Below are 18,281 nucleotides of genomic sequence, written 5' to 3'. Positions count from 1 at the left end.
GAAAAGATCATAGAGTGAAATAGGTACTGACGCGAAGTATGTGTCTCACAGCTTTACTCAGTTCGGGTGAACTCGTGTGATCTCAATGCCGCTGTTTGAAGCCAGAATCCGATAATGCAAGGAGTTGGGATATTTAGCTATCATTGCACGGATGTGTTCATCCAACGCCTTGACAATCTCTGTGTTGTTGGCACCGGGTAGGCCCCCACACGTATCGATATGGGCCTGCCAGCCGAAAATGGTCGCACCATGCTCGGCGGCATACTGGTCTGCATAGATGTTGTTCCCCGTCCTGGCATCGTTGGCAACCAGAGAGGGATCTCTGGCTGTGCCACCGGCGTAGGCTTCATGCCAGTACGCGACGGGCAAGAGGCCAGTCGCTTCCTCAAATTTCCTCCGGCTGGCTTCGACAAAGCGTCTATCGATACAGGTTCGTAAAAAGCCGAATGGTTCGATGTCATGGTTCATATTGCCTCTCCTTCCTGGAACACCTGCGGTGATGAGGTCTCTGCACGTTCTCTTCGCATCCTTTAATGACTTTGAGGAAAGCGCTCGCCTTTTCGTAAGACACGAGGTTGTATAAAGCCATATCAAATAAATCGTGTTAAAGGAGCTTCTAGAAATAAAAAAGCACCAAGAGAAGTATACTCGAATATGAGTAAAAAATCCATCTTCCATGAACCCATTGTCAGTTTTCTTTGGAGTGCAAAAAGATCGTTCGCGAGAGCAAACACAGGTTCCTTCTTGGTAATGAATGGCGTGTAGAGATACGTTTGCCATCTGTGGTGTGGGAGTTGGCAGTTCTAAACTGTTGGGCGATGAACAGGGTATGAAGGATAGTAGGGAGCAGTGGCGCTCGTGACAAAGCCTTTTTTCATAATACAATGGATCTTGCTCCATTGTATTGTCTGTCTATGGGATCGCGAAGAGGTGGGAGCAAGTGCTCACATTTGAGGGCCTAACTTGCTCAACTTCGCAGAGCATGCACCATTTTCAGCCTTCTGTGCGAGAGAGGTTCTTCGATGCTTTTGTAAATGGAATGTATTGCCTCTCGCGGCGAGGGCGTAATGCGCCCCTCGTGGGCGCATTACGGAGATACCTCTGGGCAACGTCTAATAGCCAGCTGTCTGCTCAAACGCGTTCGCCATAACGCTATAGCCGGTCGAGGTCGCGTGAATGTCCTTGAAGATGCTGCACATCCAGGTGTAGTTGCAAGTGTTGGGATTAGGAGTCGCCGCACCGCCAAAGGGTGTGAATACATCAACGACGGTCGCGTAGCCACTGGCATCCGCAGCCAGATGCTGATTGATCTCCTGAGAGTATGACACCATGGTTGGGCAGATATTTTGATAGGGATCATAGTAGTTCATCAGCAACAGATCACCGCTGCGCTGTCCATTTACCGTCATGGCGGCGGTCAACTTCGGCAAAATGACCTGTGTCAGATTGGCATCCATCGTTGCCAGATCACTGTCCCACGTTGAGCTAATTGTGCACGTCGATGTGTTGATATCGTGCAACATATCGTTGGCTCCGATATCCAGCGTGACTGGACTGACTGTGCCTGCATGTGATCGCAGATAAGAGATTGCTGCATTGAGCTGAGATCCGGTGTAGACATATTTGCGCAAAACCGAATAGGTACAACCACCATTGATCATCGAGGTTGTGGTCTCGCCCGGACAAGCCATATTGGCATAGCTTGTTGCACCATGGCTCTTCAAATTGGCGTAAAAGTCATCTGCATAGCCATGGCTGTAGTTGAGATTGGGCTGGTATCCATAGGCCAGTGAGTCACCAACCGCCAGGTAGTTTGCCATGGGACCAACCATGGTTGCCTGTGTGGTTGCATGGGTGGCGGCAAATGCTGATGGAACCGAGAAGAGAAGCAGACTCAATACGAAAATAATAGGTGTAGCAACACGGAGAAGTGGCAGGCTCGGTCCTTTGAGCATATTTTCCTCCTTGAAAATACATACAGGTGCAGGCTTCTGTAAAGATCATTCAAGCCACAGTAGATCTGAGGGGAAACAAAAATATGAGCATCCTACTTCATAGTATAAACATGAATTAATGTAATTACAAGTTTTCAGGGCATTCCGTGTTACGGATCAGTGAATGTTACATGAGGGTAAGAATCGGGGCTTTAGCCAGAGGGAGTGTCAACTAGTTCGTCGGCATAACAAAGCTGTACATCTGATAATCGGATGCTGTCCAACCGCTATTCGCTGGTGCGGTCGTCGGCAGATAGACCACACGCACATTGACTGAGGATTTTCCCTGTGTCAACGAAGGTGGTAAAGGAAAATCCTCATCGCGCCAACAGCGTAGATGTCCCGCTGCATCTTGATGGGTGATGCCCCCGGCATTATACCAGGTACCCGCGAACTGATTATAAATATAGATGTTTGCTCGCTGATTTGGCTGACAGTAATCAAAGGTTCGCCGCAGGTAGGCTCCAACGTTGTGGGGATCGAGTGCCATGGTAAAGCTGGCACTGTTCGTGATCATTGAGCTTGTTGAGGTCCTGGTTGTACTCTTGACACTATACTCATTAGCGGCCGTCACGGTATAGAGCTTCTCTCCATGAGCCGAGTAATGATGGTGCTGCCGACTGATACTCGATACGACCTGGAGGGTATCGCTCAACGTTGCGGTCTGAGCAGCATTGCCATACCAGAGCATCGTACTACGATAGGGATAGGTGCTCTGATCATTTCCTCCATGTTCCCAACGGGCAACGAGATGACGGTTAAAGGGAATACTGTCGGAAACGAGAAAACGATACAATGCGGACCCATCGACGTCGGTTCCGGAAGGATTGCTGATACTACTGGGCATTCCACCCAACGGCAACGTTGTTTGTACGCCATGATTCCAGTAGTTACCGCCCAGTCCCCATTCCTCGGTTCCGGTAACAGCGATCTGAGGCGTGGTGCTATCATCCAGATAGATACGAGGATCGCCTTCGAGCGTGCCGTCTGGTTTGTGAAAGTTGATGACCGTTCCAACGAGTTTGCCGCTCCCCTGCACATCGAGCAATGTCATGTCCTGGCCCGGCGTTGGATGGCTGATGTCACGATAGGTCGCATGAAAGATCCCATACCAGTTCGCTGGAACCTGGAAAGGTTCGTAGCGCACCTGCCAGGAAATATGGCTTAACGCACTATCTGAGACAAGAACAATGCGGGCTTGTGAAGCAAAGGGCATCGGCCAGTAGAGATGATAGTTCATATATGTCTGACCATCTCCATTGGCTCCGGCTAACCATCCACCAACGAGCGGACGATGGCTCGGCTGATAGACGCCCGCACCATCGCCAACCAAAAACTTCACCGGCGCATTCACACTGGGCGTTGTCTCACCATCCCAGTAGATTTCCAAACGGCTATTTCCAAAGCGCACTTTCTCATTGAATGGCACCTGGAAGGTGAGTGCGCGAATCTGGCTCGGACCCTGAAGCGTGGCAATGCTGGTAGGACCCCCGGAGACAGTCGTGGCGCTCCCTTGCTGACAGGAGGTGCTACGTGGCGCGATGGTGCCTCCAGCTTCACGCAGCATACGAATGACAGCCGTAAGCTGGGAAGCATTGTGCAATGGAGGAAGCTGAGTTCCAAACGGCAACTTCCGGTACAGGGCATAGAAATTGCCATTGGGATGCGTCGATGTCAATTGGATCTTCTTCTGAAAGGGAAGCGCACCTGCCAGAATACTGCTCCCCTGGCTCTCCCTGGTATCGAGGGATAGTGGATAGGGTGGCGTTATGGGCGAGGGATTCGCCGTATGCATCGAGCCCAGATCCTGCGGCCGGATGGTCACTGGCGCAGACGCATCAAGCGAGAGGTTCCAGGGTCCTCCATAGGTTTCTTGCATGCGCATAAATGAGACAAGCCCCGGACCCGTTTGATCGAAGAGCACATTCCCACCATCAGACGTTGTGTACAGGACGTGGCTTTTATCATTGTTAGTTCCAAGAGGATCGGCCGTCGATTGCCCTTCGACGCGATCCCCCAATTCCAGATACGAGAGCTTATCCACCTGGCTGTAGGCATCCAGACCCAGGTTCAAGGGTGGTGGTGTGGTTGCCTTCCCAATGGCATGCGGTGGCGTGCTGATGAGGCATGAAGATATGGCGGGAGAGGGAATTGGTGGCGTTGCATTTGCAGATGGAATAAATAGGCCTAAAATAATAATGAGAGCGAGTATATGGATGTGCCGTCTTGCAATCACATAATTGCTCCTTTTCTGATAAGACTTCAATGATGCGCTAATTTGTCTCTAATGAACAATGGAACGAAAGAATACGCTGAATTGATCCCTTAGGCCCACCAGAGAATTTTACCATGTTAAGCTCCCAAAGATTTCGAATCATACCAGAAGATAGGTAAAACAGAGCGCACTGGCAGAACCACAACGGATCTGCTCGTTTAAACTGTTGATTGGTTTGATGACTCAACAGTTTAAACGAGCAGATCCATTGTGGTTCACCTCTTTTTTCTTGCGCCTGCTCCATTGTGGGTCGCCAGAAAAATCAGGGATAACTCATCGTTCGCGATCTCACCACTTACCAGGTGGAAGGGGGTGGTGGGGGAACGACCGTCGGTCGATCGTTGCAGGTGATCGTGTTCGGTAGTTCCCATGGCGCTAGCCAAGGGCCGGTGGTTCCGCCTCCGGTATTGCCGCCGAGGTCGGTTACATTGAACTCTGAGCCCGCCGACGTGAAGTGGAAGGAACCACAGTTGTTGATGCCGACGGCGCCGACATTGCGCGCGATGACGTTTTGGAACGTCGCGTTTCCGGCGGAACGCGCGCTCAGTACTGACGTGCCCGTTCCGTCGACGTGGACGTCCTGAAAATGGACGTTTGAGATGGAGTAGCGATCCTTCACTGGGAAATCAGCAACGATCAGGATTGCGTTGTACGTATTCTGTAGGAAGTTGTCGCCGGTAACCTCAATGTCCGCTGTAAGAGAGCCTTCGAGCGCATAGAGCCAGATAGCGCCAAGGCCGATTTTCCAATTGAGCTCGAACGAGCCGGAACGTACGGTCGTGTTGTTCGTGAACCTGAGGTAACCAGCGAACGGGGTCGAGCCGAAGCGCGATCCAGCGTGGAGGCCGCTGCCCTCGCGTACAGGATCGGCGACAATGTTGTTTGATACGGTGTTGTTGTGGCCGCCGTAGATGGCGATTCCGTTCGCGAGCACCGGGTTTTGTACCGTGTTGTGGTCAAACACGTTGTTGGCGTCCTCAATTCCGGGCTGTCCTCCCACCGCCTCTGACCACATCGCGAGTCCATCATCACCCGTATTGCGGATGAGCGAATTGACGACACTCGAGTGTGTCACTCCCTGGTGGAAGTTGATGCCGTCCGCGATCTGGTCAGCGATGGCGGTGTTCTCGACCGTCACGTTGTGCATCGGTCCGTCGAGCCAGATGCCGACTTTCGTGTGATGGATGTAGAGGCCATCGATCGTCGAGTCGTTCAGCGCCCCGCCGATACCATTCACCTGATCAGTGTCGATTCGCTCTCGGACGTCGCCCTCGATTGCGAAGTCCGACAGGTGCACGTTATGGCTCCCGCCGTCGGCTGCCTCTTTGCCGTAGAAACCGACGCCTGTGTGTACAGAGCCGTCGGGCGCCGGTGAGGTGAGCGTGACCTGATGACCTTTGACGATCGACCACCAGCTGCCAGCGCCTTCGACAGTAACCTGATCGACGATGATGTGCCTGTTCACCTGGAACGTGCCGGTTGGGATATAGACTGATTTCCCTGAGGCTTTCGCTGCCCCAATCGCGCGATCAAACGCATCCGCGGAGTCCCGGATGCCGCTTGGATCGGCGCCGAAGGTGGTTACAGAGAGGGAGTCCTTCGGTTGTGGCGCGGGCTCAGCGATCTCTTGAAAGTCGACGAGATCAATGACCGTCCATGCTGCGTTCGAATTGGCAGGCATGGTCAGGTGGACGACGTCTCCCGCCTGGTAGGTGTTATGGAGGTGCAGGCGCTGCTCGTTGTAGAAGTGCATTGGCCTGAACGGTTTCGTTATGGTTGGTGGCGGTGTCGTAGATGCCGGGACGCACGAACACTCGGTAATCCACCAGTCCGGGTGGAGTAAGTTTGCATTGGGGTCGTTCGTGAACGGATACTGGTTGTAGAGCCATGAGTACTTTGAGGTCAGTGTGATCGTTTGCGGATGCGTGTTCTCACGGCTGTTGTGGTCTACGCTCACGGTCAACGGGGCGTCGATTCCACCGCCAGTCGGGGCGTCGGGGAGCGCGTAACGTATCGTCACCGCGTTCGCCCGCTGTGTGAGCGTGAACGCAACGTCCTGCCCAGGAGTGAGTCGCACAGCTTGCCGGCCTGATGCCTCGCCCGACAGCGTGTAAGCCGACGTGTCGAACGGGAGTATCGTCCCATTCGTCGTGGCGTTCTCGGCCTCCTGCTGAACGATACCGAGTTGGGAGCCGCGTCCTGCGACGAGCGACGGGTCGATCGCGGCGACAGTCACACGCGGGGAAGCCGCAGCTCTGGCAGTAGTGGGGGAAAAAGGGGCCACCAGGCCGACGGCGCTCACCAGCATAAGCAAGGCAACAAGCCCCGCCAGTCTCTTTTTGCGCTTCGTGCGCACAATGTCTTGCATAAAATATATCCCTTTCTGCTTATTCCATTAAGGCCCTGGAAGGATATCCTGCCGGGTATTGATTCTCCTTGCATACACACATGCGGGCTGTGCAAAGCCGTTTTTCTCAAAAAAGAACATGCCTGTTGTTTGAATCATTTCGGGACCCATATATCGCTTTGGTGAAATAGTGTATGCGTATTCAAGAATATAATTGGTCCCATTCAGAATATCTGCCCAGAAACTACCTGACCAGTTGTTCGAAAATACATTGATATTGCCTATTTTATCAATAGAAAGAGTAAAACGACTTTCGGTGCAGCGACCGCTAAATAATCCTTCTCGATACCTGCACAACGCTCCAGGTGATGTGCAAGCGCGTCGCAATCGTCTTCTTTCCAGAAGCGGGAGGGTCCGTCAAAATGAATGCATTCTTCAAAGTTCTCCTCTTTGTTCGTTTCGTCGAGGATTGTACACGTTCTTCTACAAGAATAGCAGATGGAAGATGTTTTTACAAACCGCTGGTTTTGCTGTTCGTAAGAAGGAAAGAATGCTTCTGCTTCACCCGGTGAGGACAGTCTTTTTGTCTCGCTCAAGTCCCCTTGAGCTTGACCGTTTTCGTCATGAACAAGAATAGGGCCAGGTCCCCACAGATTCCTGGCTCTCCCTACGTCTTCAGAGGCACTTCTCTACAAAAACCTGCGTAACGGAAATGGATTAGGATAGGAGTTCCCCACATGCCCGCCTGGCAAGTAATCTGGTCCAGGCGAGTGTCTGGATATGAGTGGAAGTTATGTGTCCATCATAGGGCTGATCATGATCACCTCCTTCTCCCAGTTCGATCTCCAGTCGTCTGACTTGTATCCAATGTATGGAGTGAGCATCCCAGAGCTGTTTCACTGTAATGGCGGTGGATTGTTTCTCCTGATTTGCTCGTTGGAGCATCACATCCATCTGCTCTGTTGAGGTGAAGAGAAACACACGGATGTGTTCCTTTGGCACCGCTCGATAGAGATTCATATGCCTAACACGCCATGCAGGGAGTTGTATAGGGGAGACTTCCAGCGCAAGGGAGCCGCATGGTTCCTTCGTAGAGCGACTCGATACCAAATCATGTGTTCTTACACGCCTTCCATTCTCATGTTTCGTGGGCGGAAGCCTCGCCGAAACGCTCAAGGCCAATCCGTATGAATATGATGGTCGTGCGTACCTATGCCTTCCAGGGCCAAACGCCTGAGCTCTCCGTCCCCTTGACGCGTGATCATCTCTCGGTCATTGGAGGCTTGGCCCCAGAAGGTCACCTGTTCATGCAATGGCAAGATTCATCCTACAAAGGGCCCGATGTCGTTCGTTTTTTGCGCCTGCTCTTGCGTGAGATTCCAGGCAAGATTCTGCTCGTGTGGGATGGGGCGCGCATCCATTCCTGCCAATGTGCCAAGGATTTTCTGGTGCAAGGGGCAGCCCAACGACTGCATCTGGAGCGATTCCAGCCTATGCACTGGAATTGAACCCTCAAGAAGGCGTTTGGAATTTGCTCAAGCGCCGTGAATTGAAGAATGTTTGTTGTCTCCACCCCGCTGAACTTGCCAGGCACATCGTGCTTATCAAGAAACGGTTGATGTATCGCAAACAGACGCTTCGCCAGTGTTTCGCCCATGCTGGCTATTCTCTTTCGCTGTTCATGTTGCGCTATAGTAATTCTTTGAGTTATTTTTTTCGCGTGATCTCCAGGTAAACGATATTTTGATAGTCGTCCGCGAAGAGAGAAAGGTGAGCCAGTTGTTTCTCAGGCAATGTCTGGGCGCATTGCAATAATTCGGCCCTGTCACGATAGATCAGCCACCAATCCATACACGCTTCCATGTAACCAGCCATGGTAATGCCGGGCATAAAATTGGCGAGCAGGATACGACCACCTGGATTGAGCATGCGAAACAACTGAGCAGTCAGGCGTTGTGCTACAGGTAGCGCAAGATAATCGTAGAGGCCAGCTGCATAGACAAAGTCGAATCCATTGAGCACAACCCGATCCATCAATATATCTCGGACAGAAGCGCGCAGCGTTTCTACACCAAGTGGACGAAATTCCTGTTCTACGATCTTCAGGCTCTCTTGATCTTGATCAACGGCCACAAAACGACCCAGGCGCCTTGTGCGCGCTGCTCTGCTACTAGCAGCCTCACGCAGATGCCCACAGGCCAGGGATAACACATGTGGATGCGATACGTGCTCCGCTACCTCATCTATTTTTTGAGCGAGCAGACGTTTGCGCGCGCATACCGCCTGACCTGCATCTGCCTGTACAATAGAGGCACACATGCGTTGAGCAGACGATGTGCATTCTCTCAAATCCTGGGGAAGCGCCCCTTCATCCATGCTATAGATATAATCCAGCATCACGGCATCCCCCGCATAGCCGCGAGGTTTTATGTACGCTCGCCGCGAGAGAGGATCATTATGTAATGTTGTCAGTAAAGTATGACGACGAAACTCCTGGACGATATACTCTTTCCATGCATGAACGGGCAGGCTAGTACGAAGATGCTGCAGTTGGGCCGACAGCATGCTCATCGCCTCCGGTATGCTCTCTTCTTTGCTGAAAAGCGCTTCAGCAGTATCCACAAAGGTTGAATTGTAGAATTGCAGGTCATTCAAGGTCTATTTCCTCTCTTTCAGCATATAAACCATAATCTCAGCATAACATGTAACCGAGCTGACAAAGAAGGGACTTTATCCTCATTCTCCTGGGAAATTGTATAGGACAAAGTCCTGTGTCAACGGGAAATTGTCCCGGATATCACCAGCTCACAATCACGACATGCTCGAACTTCTATGTGTTGTGCTTCTGTAAGAGAGCTTTTCCTCTCTGGAAAAGCATGCCCATCGCGGTCGCACTTACGCCCCCTATGACGTGAAGAATAGGTATGTGTCCTATCAGGACTGTATCCGAGTTACCGGGCAGCTATTGTGCCGTGAGCCCTGCCTGATTTTTCTCTAGTGTAGCTGCTTTTTGGTGAGAAGAAGATAGCAATGGCGTATCATCTACGTATCAATGCAGAGGAACCTCCTTTGAGGGATGAATGGTGCGATGGCTTTGTGCTGTTTGGGTACATGTGACGACGCGTTGCCATATTTGCAGATGTGTTGGTGGGCAAGTTTGGACTTCCCCCGTTTTTGTGGAGTTGAGGAAGAAAAGTGTGATAGACTTCGACTCAGGAGGGTCCAATGGCCAAAGAGCAGCGCGTGTACGCCGCGAAATGGATGAGCGGCGAGACTCCACGACGATCGTGGTGGTCGTCAGTGATGTGGTGGCGATTGGAGCGCTGCGGGCGCTGAGTGAACATTGGGCTGCGGGTGCCGGAGGATATGTCGCTGGCCAGCTTTGACGGGAGAGACTTTGGGGAGGGCACGAGTCCGCCGCTGACGAGATGTGGCAGGACCGTGCGGCCATAGGAGGAGGCGCCGTACGCCGCCTGATAGAGATGCTAGCAGCAGGTGAAGGCTCAACGCCGCCAGAGCCGCTGATCATGCCGACACGGCCGGTGGTACGCAAATCAACGGGATTTGTTCCCACATACCTGAAAAGAGGAAACACAACATGACCGATGCAATGATGCGACGTACACTTGGGAAAAGCGCTATCGAGGTGAGCGCACTTGGTTTAGGATGCTGGGCCATCGGCGGGCCCTTCTCATCACAAGACGTGATCAGTGGCTATGGCTTCGTCGATGATGAGGAGTCTGTTCGCGCGATCCATCGAGCTCTGGAGCTTGGGGTAACGCTCTTCGATACCGCCGATGTCTATGGCTGTGGACATAGCGAACGTCTCCTTGGACAGGCACTGGGAACACACCGTCATCAAGTGTTCATCGCCACGAAATTTGGGAGTCAGTTTGACGAAGCTACGCGCACGAAGACTGGAGACATGGAACATCCTCACACCTACGTGCGCCAGGCCTGTGAAGCGAGCTTACGACGCTTACAGACTGATTACATCGATCTGTATCAACTCCACCTGGGCGGGTATGATCTTGAACGTGCGCTCCAGGTCCGTGAGATTCTGGAGCAGTTGGTAACGGAGGGCAAGATCCGCTTCTATGGCTGGAGCACTGATGATGCCGAACGAGCGCGCTTGTTTGCCCAAGGAGAGCATTGTCTGGCCATCCAGACCCAACTCAATCTCTTTGACCACCACCCGGAGGTGCTTGCGGTGTGTCAGGACTACCATCTCGCGTGCATCAACCGTGGTCCTCTGGCTATGGGTTTGTTGAGCGGAAAATATACGTCACGCGAGCAGGTTGGCCCAGAAGATATTCGGCGTTCGGAGCTCACCTGGAATTACTTCAATAGCGCACGTTTTCCAGAGCTCCTCACTCGCCTGGAACAGGTGCGCGATATTTTAACTGCTGATGGGCGCACCCTGGCACAAGGAGCGCTGGGATGGATCTGGGCATTTAATAAGCAGTGTATCCCTATCCCTGGTTTCAAGACCGTACAACAGGTGGAGGAGAATGTTGCAGCCATGCAGTATGGTCCGTTAAGTCAGCACCAGATGAACCAGATCGAAGAGATCCTGGGGCGTGCGTGATAAAGCCGCGCAGAGATAGAACAACGTCAGCCGCATATCCATGGCCGGTATTATGAGCATGACCCGCTTTTGTAGAGTCTACAAAAGCGGGTCATGCTCAGGGCGGCATTCCTCCTCGAGGAATGCCGCCCTGGTATACTACGCTCTTATGAGAGAGGTGCGCTCTTCTTTGTTTGTTGCTCCGTACGCTTGTCGGAGGCACGTTGCATCCAGTCAAGCGAATAGGTTGGGCTCGCATATCCGAGGAAGTTGCCCATGTCGAGCATGAGTTTGAGTTCACTGGTTTCCAGATCCGGAGCCATTGCCGTCACAAAACGACGCCCATTACTGGCTTCCACCAGGGCCCAGCAGACCACCTGTTCGGTAAAGAAGCCAGGTTCGCTCTCAGCTGGTTCCTGGGTATTGCCCCAGACAGCTCCCCAGCCTGGCAGCGCCGGCATAATCTGCAAAATGGTTAACCCTTCGTCTTCGCGTGCTTCATCTAGTTGGATGGGTTCCACTATTTCTTCATGCCCTTCAGTTGATTCCATGTGTTCCACCTTCCTTTTTCTTTTCAGTTTTCATAACTTTTGAAGCGGTTTGCAGTGCATGTTGCGCGCATTATACACTGAAGCGTTGTGGTAGTCTTTCAGCAATGCGTTCATGCACCGCGATGACATGCATATGTTGATGGGATGGAATGAGAAAGAGTTCTGCACAAGGGCATCCTGTTAGATCTGATCCACGGTTGCTAGCATTTCTGGCACTTGTGACACTCCTTCTCAATAGAAGATGCTTCACCCAGAGAACGGTCTGTTTTCCGTTCCACCGCAGGGTATTATATTCCGCCTACTTGCTGTCGTCAACCCTCTCGTCAGCGCTTTTCCTTGTGGTTCCCCTATGAAAATCCTTTGCTGATTTAGATCACTGAAAAATGCTCGTGTGAGCGTTTATCTGAGTGACGTTGCAAGAAAGCAATTGACACTTTTCGAGATCGAATTGCTCCAAACACTGTCAGGGAGAGGCCGCGATGACTCACCATATACAAAATTTGACGTCGGGGGTGCGCACTTTCATAGATGTGTTGAGTTGGCGAGCGCGACATCAATATGAGCAGACAGGTTATACCTTCCTGCTCGATGGAGAGAGGGAAGAAGTTCATCTTACCTATGGGGATTTGGATCTGCGGGCACGAGCTATTGCAGCGCGGCTTCAGCGTCTGGGAGCGACGGGGAAACGTGCGCTTCTGCTATTTCCTGCTGGGCTAGATTATATTACAACCTTTTTCGGGTGCATATATGCTGGCGTTGTCGCTATTCCAGCCTATCCTCCCCGGCCAAATCGTCAGGATCGAACGCTGACCAGGCTGCAGACCATCGTAGCCAACGCACGACCGCAGTTTGCATTGACAACCACTCTTCTTCTGTCCGAGGTCGACGCGCTCTTCAAATACGCGCCGGAGTTTCGTCGCATGTGTTGGTTAAGCACCGAAGATCTTCCCTGCGAACTGGCTAATGAATGGCAACGGCCGGCTGTGGAGAGCCAGAATCTCGCGTTTCTACAATATACCTCCGGCTCCACCAATGATCCCAAGGGGGTCATGTTGAGCCACGGTAACTTGCTACACAACGCCGCCTTGATCGAACAAGGTATGGAGCATACGGCTGAGAGCCGAGGTGTGATGTGGCTCCCGCCCTACCATGATATGGGATTGTTAGGAGGTGTGTTGCAGCCGCTCTATGCCGGGCGATTGATGACGCTTCTGTCGCCGGCTGCCTTCGCGCAGCGTCCCGTACGCTGGCTTGAGGCTATTTCGCGGACACGGGCAACGAACAGTGGCGGTCCGAACTTTGCGTATGAACTGTGCGCACGCAAGATCACCCCCGAGCAGCGAGCCAACCTCGACCTGAGTAATTGGAGTGTCGCATTCGTCGGTGCAGAACCCATCCAACTTGTCAGCCTGCAAAAATTTGCCGAGACCTTCAAGTCGTGTGGTTTCCGTTGGGAAGCCTTTTACCCCTGCTATGGACTGGCCGAGGCAACATTGATCGTTTCTGGTGGCTTAAAAGCTGCTGCACCTGTACTGCATACCGTTACAAAGGCAGCCTTAGAGCTGAATACTATTATGACAGCAACGGCAGATGAAGAGGGGGAAACGCTGGTAGGTTGTGGACGAACACTGGGTGATCAATCCATCAATATAGTTGATCCGACAACTCTGATACCTTGTCAGAGTGATAAAGTGGGCGAAATCTGGGTGTCGGGACCGAGCATTGCTACTGGCTATTGGCAGCAACCTGAGGAGACAAAAGCTACCTTTCATGCTTACCTTACTACAGGAGAAGGTCCTTTTCTGCGTACCGGTGATCTGGGCTATTTGCACAACGGTGAACTTTTTGTCACGGGGCGCCTCAAAGACTTGATCATCATTCGAGGTCGCAACGTGTATCCACACGACATCGAACAGGCGGTTGAACGCAGCCATGTCCTGCTTCGCGCTGGCTGTAGCGCAGCTTTTTCCATTACGATAGCGGGAGAAGAACGGCTCATTATCGCCCAGGAAGTAGAACGTGCATTTCAACGTTCAGATGCCAGCGCAATCGTGAGTGCTATACGTCAGGCAGTGTGGAAAGAATATGCGCTGCAGGTACATGCAGTTTCACTGCTCAGACCAGGGAGTATCCCGAAGACCTCCAGCGGCAAAACTCAACGCCATCTTTGTCGAAAGAAATATCTTGCCGGGTCGCTGGAAACGGTAGGAGCGTCACATGTCGGCATTTAGCTATTTCCGTGCCCCTCAGGAACTTGAAGCGTACCTGGGGGATCCCACCAATCCAGAGCATGAATTTTCGTTCCAGCGTGCCGTTGAGCGGGATGAGCACGAGCAGTATCCTGAGGAAGCCTGTGCTTTCCTTGAGAACTGGGGTGTGCATCTTTACTACATTCCGGAGGAATATGGCGGAAAACTGACCTCGTTCGAAGAACTATTGTTACTGATGCGCGTCGTCACCCGGCGTGATCTGACGATAGCGATAGCCCATGGAGGGACCTTTCTGGGGGCAATAGCCATCTGGATAGCAGGCAGCGAGGATCAAAAACACCAGCTTGCTCGCATCGTCAAAGCCAGGGGAAGGATTTCGCTTGGGCTCACAGAGCGGCAACATGGTGGTGATCTGCTGGCGAACGAAACCCTGGCCTCACCCGTTGCAGGTGGCTATCTGTTATCCGGGGAAAAGTGGCTGATAGGCAATGCTACTCATAGCCGAGCCATAACTGTCTTCGCGCGTACACAACAAAGCGCTGGCCCACGTGGTTTCTCGCTGCTGCTGGTGGAAAAAGACAGGCTGGATGCAGCATCATTCACCTATTTACCGAAAGAAAAAACGCTGGGCATTCGAGGAACCGATATCAGCGGTATCCGTTTTCACAGCTGTTTTATTGACCATTCAGCAGTAATAGGTTCGGCACGTTATGGCCTGGAAATTACACTGAAAGGCCTACAGATTACGCGCACGTTAGTCGCAGGTTTCTCTTTGGGAGCTGCGGATACGGCGCTACGCACTGCGATGGATTTTGCTCTTGAGCGCAGGGTATATGGTCATACCGTCTTCGAGATACCATACGCGCGTATGTTGCTCATTGAGGCTTTTACGGATGTGCTGATGAGCGAGTGCGTCGCTATCAGTGCCGTGCGATTACTTCACATTGCTCCAGCCCAGATGAGTGTCTGGTCCGCGGTAGTGAAATATTTTGTGCCCACAACAGTTGAAGGCATCATTCACAACTTATCTATCGTCCTTGGCGCGCGCTACTACCTGCGAACTGGTCTCAACGCGGGCATTTTTCAAAAAATTGTGCGGGATAATGCTATTACAAGTCTGTTTGATGGCAGCACCGTGGTCAACTTGCAGGCAATCGGACTGCAACTGCGCTCTCTGGTACACCATCGCGCCAGAACTGAGGGCAGCCAGAACACACCCCTATGGACGCGCCTCGAAGCGATTTTCTGCCTGGAAAAGCCACTGCAACGTTTTGATGCAAAACATCTTGAGCTTTTTAATCACGGGCAAGACGATATTATGCAAGGCTTAGAGCCTACATTGAAGGCGCTACAATCGTTGAAGCCGGAAGGTGCAGTGACGCGCGAGGTGCTGGAGAGGATCATAGAACTTGCCAAAGATGTCTTGACGCAGGTTCACGCCCAGGATGAACTTCTACTCGAGCTTGCGCAAACCTATGGTCAGGCATTGAACCAATCACCCAGGTTGTATGAACTGGCAAAAGATCAGGTCACTCTCCATGCCGCCTCTGCCTGCCTACAGATATGGTTGCATAACCACAAACTGCTGGGGGAATTTTTCGCGAGCGGAGAATGGCTGGTATTCAGTCTTCATCGCTTACTCAAACCGCTACAGATCTCTAAGCATTCCATTCCTGACTCGTATATTGAAAAGCTGGCCGCCCAGCTTTTCAAGCTAACTACAGAAAACAAGCTCTTTTCGATACACTCCTTCCCGCTAAGCGGGAGGGAAACACGTCAATAATGAGGATATGCGCATGTTGGACTCTAGCAAACAGCAACGCTACGCTTTTACTGCCATGGATAACATGAGCACGCAAGGAAAAACACAAGAAGACGAGATCACGCCAGAAACGATCCAGAACTGGCTCATCGCGCATCTTGCCGAGTCTCTCGGGGTTGATCGGACGCACATTGATAGTACACAGCCTTTCTCAGAGTACGGGCTTGACTCGCTAGCAGCATTGGGTCTGGTTGGCGACCTCGAGGCCTGGCTAGGATTACGCTTAGAAGAGACCATGGTATGGGATTATCCAACTATCGAGACCCTCTCCCAGTATATAGCATCCAGGATGGTAATGGAGCCATCCGCGCATCAATGCATATCAGATGAAGTCCCACCTGAACACTATCGTTTTGAACTGTTCCCCGAATATCGCATGTTGCGACAGAGAATGGAAGAGGTCGAGCAGCACGGCGTCGATAATCCTTACTTTAGAGTGCATGAAGGCGTCAGCAGCGATACCACCCTCAGCAAAGGGCAGAGGCTCATCAATTATTCAAGCTATAACTATCTGGGCCTGTCAGGCCATCCACGTGTGTCGCAGGCGGCGCAAGCAGCGATTGATTGGTATGGCACCTCTGTATCAGCAAGCCGAATTTCCTCAGGAGAGACGCCGCTGCACCGTGAGTTGGAGAAGGCCGTGGCAGCACTTGTAGGAACTGAAAATGCCCTCGTTTATGTAGGGGGGCACGCGACAAATATCAATGCCATCGGTCATTTATTGCGACCGAAAGATTTGATTGTCTATGATGCTTTCATCCATAACAGTGTGCTCCAGGGGAGTAAAATGTCGGGAGCCAGTCACATACCTTTCCCGCACAACGATTGGCAAGCCCTCGATTCCATATTGAGCAATATACGCCATCAGTACCAGCGCGTACTCGTAGTCCTCGAAGGTATCTACAGCGCAGACGGCGATATCCCTGAGTTACCGAGATTTATAGAGGTCAAGCAACGCCACAAAGCATTGTTGATGATTGACGAGGCCCACTCGATAGGCGTACTTGGCCAGAATGGGCGTGGCATTGGCGAGCACTTCGGCATCGAAACGACCCAGGTTGACCTGTGGATGGGCACGTTGAGTAAGGCACTGGCAAGCTGTGGAGGCTATATCGCGGGTAGTCATGCTTTGATAGAGTATCTCAAATATACCGATCCGGGTTTCGTCTTCAGTGTGGGTATCACACCGGCAAATGCCGCAGCAGCACTGGCTGCTATCCAATGTCTCAGAGCGGAACCCGAGCGAGTCACTCGCCTTCAGGCACGGGCCAATCTTTTTGCACAGTTAGCGCGGGAAGCTCATCTGAACACGCCTGCAAGCAAAAACTCCCCCGTGATCCCGGTATTTGTTGGTGGCTCCAGGGATGCGATGTATCTTGCCCAGGTATTCTTCCAGGAAGGTATCAGCGTCCAGCCTATGGTCTATCCATCCGTGCCAAATGCTACCGCGCGCCTGCGCTTTTTCATCTCTTGCACTCACACGGAAGAGCAGATCATGTATACCATGAATGTGCTGATCAAAGAGCTGACAAAGCTTCGCGGTTAAGAACACGGCTTCAGAAGGATGGGTTTATGAAAAATTCTTTGCAGGCTCAGTCCTGGTAATCGGCAACCGAGGCCGTCTTCGTTCTGTGAATGTTATCAGACATGGTATTGACGCATTTTCTGGGTGATCCAGAGAAAGCAAGGCAATAATGAGCTCAGGAAGTCTGTGATTTCACGTTTTCTTCAGGGGGTTCAGGTTCATTCCCCTCTCTGTCATCATCATCTTCTTCAAAATTGAGGGTCGGAAGCAAAGCAAGAAAGGACGGGGGAAGATGAGCTGCGCGCAAAAACGGTTCAGGAATGTTCCCTTCCGACCAATAGAGACTGTGAATATCCAGATACACCTCTGCATCAGGCCTGATGTGATCCAGACCACGGATTTCACGCAGATCGACTTCCCCAAACACGGTACTCGAGAGAAGGCAGGCGCTGAAATCCGTCCCTTTAAGTGATGATTGGAGGAACAAAGCTCTCCATAGATCTGCACCCGCCAACGTCGTGTGATGAAGATTGGCATTGCTCAAATTGGCTTCTCCGAGGTTTGCGCCACTCAGGTTTGCACCGGTCAAATTGGTTACTCCAAAGGAAGCTCTTTCCAGGAGTGCCCCTGCCAGGATGGCTCCACTGAGGTCTGCAAACTCAAAATTGGCCGAGCGGAGATTCATTCGACTCAGGTTTGCTCCTCGCAAGTCAGCAAAATTGAAGTGAGCGGCTGGTGCCTGAAACCCGCTCAGGTTACATCCTCGAAGATCGCAGAAGGTCAGGTCAATCCCCTCCAGGTGGACATTGGCCTCAGCAAAATTGATTCCACTGAGATCGAGCAAAGGGTCTCTGGGTTGCCTGGCTTTCCACTCATTCCAGATGGGTGTTCCTTGTTTGAGTTGTTCGACCACTGACTGATCTGCCATGAGGTATCCTTTCCATCAAAAGGAACAGCGAGACAGCTCATCTCTAGTATATCACTTTCCGC

At 52.0% G+C, this 18,281-nt stretch carries 15 protein-coding genes; 6 read left to right on the top strand and 9 right to left on the bottom strand.

The features are described 5' to 3' along the window. Positions 1–57: 57 nt before the first annotated feature. The 6 genes from AABA21_RS00935 to AABA21_RS00910 all read right to left on the bottom strand — a co-directional run bounded on the left by AABA21_RS00935 (position 58) and on the right by AABA21_RS00910 (position 7,636). Positions 58–468, bottom strand: coding sequence for a hypothetical protein (locus AABA21_RS00935; RefSeq protein ID WP_338246883.1), 411 nt, complete (start codon positions 466–468; stop codon positions 58–60). 644 nt (positions 469–1,112) lie between these two features. Then, entirely contained in the window at positions 1,113–1,955 is an 843-nt protein-coding gene (locus AABA21_RS00930) for an SGNH/GDSL hydrolase family protein (RefSeq protein WP_338246881.1), read from the bottom strand. 211 nt (positions 1,956–2,166) lie between these two features. Then, positions 2,167–4,230 (bottom strand): DUF2961 domain-containing protein, encoded by a 2,064-nt coding sequence (locus AABA21_RS00925; RefSeq protein WP_338246879.1) that lies wholly within the window; start codon positions 4,228–4,230, stop codon positions 2,167–2,169. A 334-nt stretch (positions 4,231–4,564) separates the two neighbouring features. Then, positions 4,565–6,637, bottom strand: coding sequence for a glycosyl hydrolase family 28-related protein (locus tag AABA21_RS00920; protein ID WP_338246876.1), 2,073 nt, complete (start codon positions 6,635–6,637; stop codon positions 4,565–4,567). Between the two features lie 260 nt (positions 6,638–6,897). Further along, positions 6,898–7,212, bottom strand: coding sequence for a hypothetical protein (locus AABA21_RS00915; protein WP_338246874.1), 315 nt, complete (start codon positions 7,210–7,212; stop codon positions 6,898–6,900). A gap of 121 nt (positions 7,213–7,333) precedes the next feature. Then, positions 7,334–7,636 (bottom strand): hypothetical protein, encoded by a 303-nt coding sequence (locus AABA21_RS00910; RefSeq protein ID WP_338246873.1) that lies wholly within the window; start codon positions 7,634–7,636, stop codon positions 7,334–7,336. Between the two features lie 167 nt (positions 7,637–7,803). Between AABA21_RS00910 and AABA21_RS00905 the strand changes: the two genes are divergently transcribed. Then, positions 7,804–8,124: a transposase gene (locus AABA21_RS00905; protein ID WP_338246871.1), complete on the top strand. Its 321-nt coding sequence runs from the start codon at positions 7,804–7,806 to the stop codon at positions 8,122–8,124. A 199-nt stretch (positions 8,125–8,323) separates the two neighbouring features. Here AABA21_RS00905 and AABA21_RS00900 read toward each other — a convergent pair whose 3' ends face one another. Continuing rightward, complete coding sequence (locus tag AABA21_RS00900) at positions 8,324–9,271, bottom strand: class I SAM-dependent methyltransferase (RefSeq protein ID WP_338246869.1); 948 nt, start codon at positions 9,269–9,271, stop codon at positions 8,324–8,326. Between the two features lie 542 nt (positions 9,272–9,813). On the opposite strand from AABA21_RS00900, the gene AABA21_RS00895 reads away from it, so the two are divergent. Next, on the top strand, positions 9,814–10,002 hold the full coding sequence (locus AABA21_RS00895) for a hypothetical protein (protein ID WP_338246867.1): 189 nt from the start codon (positions 9,814–9,816) through the stop codon (positions 10,000–10,002). Positions 10,003–10,214: 212 nt separating this feature from the next. After that, a complete protein-coding gene (locus tag AABA21_RS00890) occupies positions 10,215–11,204 on the top strand; it encodes an aldo/keto reductase (protein WP_338246865.1) in 990 nt (329 codons plus the stop codon). A 146-nt stretch (positions 11,205–11,350) separates the two neighbouring features. Here AABA21_RS00890 and AABA21_RS00885 read toward each other — a convergent pair whose 3' ends face one another. After that, positions 11,351–11,734, bottom strand: coding sequence for a hypothetical protein (locus AABA21_RS00885; protein ID WP_338246863.1), 384 nt, complete (start codon positions 11,732–11,734; stop codon positions 11,351–11,353). Positions 11,735–12,213: 479 nt separating this feature from the next. Between AABA21_RS00885 and AABA21_RS00880 the strand changes: the two genes are divergently transcribed. Genes AABA21_RS00880 through AABA21_RS00870 form a run of 3 tightly spaced genes read left to right on the top strand, consistent with a single transcriptional unit; the run spans position 12,214 to position 17,312 of the window. Further along, positions 12,214–13,965: a fatty acyl-AMP ligase gene (locus AABA21_RS00880; protein ID WP_338246861.1), complete on the top strand. Its 1,752-nt coding sequence runs from the start codon at positions 12,214–12,216 to the stop codon at positions 13,963–13,965. Further along, on the top strand, positions 13,952–15,727 hold the full coding sequence (locus tag AABA21_RS00875; RefSeq protein ID WP_338246859.1) for an acyl-CoA dehydrogenase family protein: 1,776 nt from the start codon (positions 13,952–13,954) through the stop codon (positions 15,725–15,727). The genes AABA21_RS00880 and AABA21_RS00875 overlap by 14 nt, the downstream gene beginning before the upstream one ends. Before the next feature lie 13 nt (positions 15,728–15,740). Beyond that, positions 15,741–17,312: an aminotransferase class I/II-fold pyridoxal phosphate-dependent enzyme gene (locus AABA21_RS00870; RefSeq protein ID WP_338246858.1), complete on the top strand. Its 1,572-nt coding sequence runs from the start codon at positions 15,741–15,743 to the stop codon at positions 17,310–17,312. A 154-nt stretch (positions 17,313–17,466) separates the two neighbouring features. Here AABA21_RS00870 and AABA21_RS00865 read toward each other — a convergent pair whose 3' ends face one another. Continuing rightward, on the bottom strand, positions 17,467–18,219 hold the full coding sequence (locus AABA21_RS00865) for a pentapeptide repeat-containing protein (RefSeq protein WP_338246856.1): 753 nt from the start codon (positions 18,217–18,219) through the stop codon (positions 17,467–17,469). Positions 18,220–18,281: the final 62 nt, after the last annotated feature.

The organism is Dictyobacter halimunensis (assembly GCF_036245075.1).
The sequence above is the reverse complement of the archived record's forward strand: the minus strand, read 5'-3'. Positions and strand labels throughout refer to the sequence as shown.

Bases quoted from the DNA above. Each gene is read 5' to 3' on its own strand.
- AABA21_RS00935 (WP_338246883.1), bottom strand. From the start codon at position 468: ATGAACCATGACATCGAACCATTCGGCTTTTTACGAACCTGTATCGAT.
- AABA21_RS00930 (WP_338246881.1), bottom strand. From the start codon at position 1,955: ATGCTCAAAGGACCGAGCCTGCCACTTCTCCGTGTTGCTACACCTATT.
- AABA21_RS00920 (WP_338246876.1), bottom strand. From the start codon at position 6,637: ATGCAAGACATTGTGCGCACGAAGCGCAAAAAGAGACTGGCGGGGCTT.
- AABA21_RS00910 (WP_338246873.1), bottom strand. From the start codon at position 7,636: ATGAATCTCTATCGAGCGGTGCCAAAGGAACACATCCGTGTGTTTCTC.
- AABA21_RS00905 (WP_338246871.1), top strand. From the start codon at position 7,804: ATGAATATGATGGTCGTGCGTACCTATGCCTTCCAGGGCCAAACGCCT.
- AABA21_RS00890 (WP_338246865.1), top strand. From the start codon at position 10,215: ATGACCGATGCAATGATGCGACGTACACTTGGGAAAAGCGCTATCGAG.
- AABA21_RS00885 (WP_338246863.1), bottom strand. From the start codon at position 11,734: ATGGAATCAACTGAAGGGCATGAAGAAATAGTGGAACCCATCCAACTA.
- AABA21_RS00880 (WP_338246861.1), top strand. From the start codon at position 12,214: ATGACTCACCATATACAAAATTTGACGTCGGGGGTGCGCACTTTCATA.
- AABA21_RS00875 (WP_338246859.1), top strand. From the start codon at position 13,952: ATGTCGGCATTTAGCTATTTCCGTGCCCCTCAGGAACTTGAAGCGTAC.
- AABA21_RS00870 (WP_338246858.1), top strand. From the start codon at position 15,741: ATGTTGGACTCTAGCAAACAGCAACGCTACGCTTTTACTGCCATGGAT.
- AABA21_RS00865 (WP_338246856.1), bottom strand. From the start codon at position 18,219: ATGGCAGATCAGTCAGTGGTCGAACAACTCAAACAAGGAACACCCATC.